The organism is Acidiphilium sp. MT5 (assembly GCF_054767495.1).
This window is the reverse complement of record NZ_BAABMR010000040.1, coordinates 1-1,283: the sequence shown is the minus strand read 5'-3', so window position 1 is coordinate 1,283 and position 1,283 is coordinate 1. Positions and strand designations below refer to the sequence as shown.

Annotated in this window: 1 protein-coding gene; it reads right to left on the bottom strand. The window is 61.3% G+C overall.

Annotation, left to right across the window (positions count from 1 at the left end):
- Positions 1-68: 68 nt before the first annotated feature.
- A protein-coding gene (locus ACYUCQ_RS16225) for an IS630 family transposase (protein WP_460255596.1) occupies positions 69-1,138 on the bottom strand; the annotation gives its coding sequence in 2 pieces (ribosomal slippage) (positions 69-646 and positions 646-1,138; 1,071 coding nt in all).
- Positions 1,139-1,283: the final 145 nt, after the last annotated feature.

The window sequence follows — 1,283 nt, the reverse complement described above, 5'->3', positions numbered from 1 at the left end:
TTTCATTGGATTTGAACAACTCAACTTTGGCACATGATGCCGTTGGGCCGTCCACACCAACAATCTGCCTATCCAATGACTGCTTTGATCCAGTCTCGTTGGGTGATCGAAGCGATTTGTTCTGGCATCTGCATGAACTTGTTCCAGGCGTTTCGGCAGGCGGTAAGGATTTCGTCGTAGCTGTTCCAGACCTGATGGCTGAGGAAGTTGCTGCGCAGAAATTGCCAGATGTTTTCGACTGGGTTGAGCTCTGGGGAATAGGGCGGCAGCGCTAGCAGGCTGATATTGTCGGGCACCGGCAGACGTTCGCCGGCTTGATGCCAGCCGGCGCCATCGAGCACCAGCACGGCGTGCGCGCCGGGTGCGACCTGCGTGCTGATTTCGCGAAGATGCTCGGCCATCGCCTCGCTGTTGACCGCCGGCATGATGATGGCGGCGCCGATACAGCGTTCCGGGCAGACGGCGCCAAACAGATAGGCTGAGTCATGGCGATTGTCGCGCACAGCCAGTGGTCGGGAACCCCGCTCTGCCCAGACATAGGTCAGGGTTCCCTTCTGACCGACACGGGCTTCATCGGCGAACCACACCTCGATTGGCTTACGGGCCGCCCTGGCCGGGATCGCTGCCGCTACCAGGCCAGCGAAGTCTTTTTAAAAATGTCCTGCGCCGCAGCGTCCTTCTTCGGATGATACGGACGCGGCTGGACCCGCGTGAACTTGAGCCGCGCCAACAGTCGGCTGATCGAGGTCTCGTGCAGGGTAACCGAAAACTCGGCCTTGATCCGCCGCTGCAGGTCGACACAGCGCCACCGTACCACGCCGTCACGCTCCAGGTCCGGACCCTGCCTGACCCATGCCGCGATCTGTGCCTGCTGCGAAGCCGACAATCGGGGTGGCGGGCCGGTGCGGCGCGGCGCATCGCCCAGTCCTTCAGGGCCCAATCCATTGTAGCGGTGCACCCAGTCGCGCAGCGTCTGCCGGTCCATGGCACAGGCCGCAGCCGCATCGCGCCGCGACCAGCCTTCGAGAACAAGAGCAATCGCCAGCAGTCGCCTCGAAACTTTCGCATCCGTCGTGCGAGCCGCCCGCTCACGCAGCGCCATAGGCGACAAGTCCAAACGCGTTATCGCTACCGTCATCGCAAGCCTCCTCCGGGGAAGCTCAGCGAATCATACCCGCCCGAGCCGCGCCAACTCACATTCGAGTCAACGGAACCTCAGGTTGTTGGTGTGGACGGCCCAACGGCATCATGTGCCAAAGTTGAGTTGTTCAAATCCAATGAAA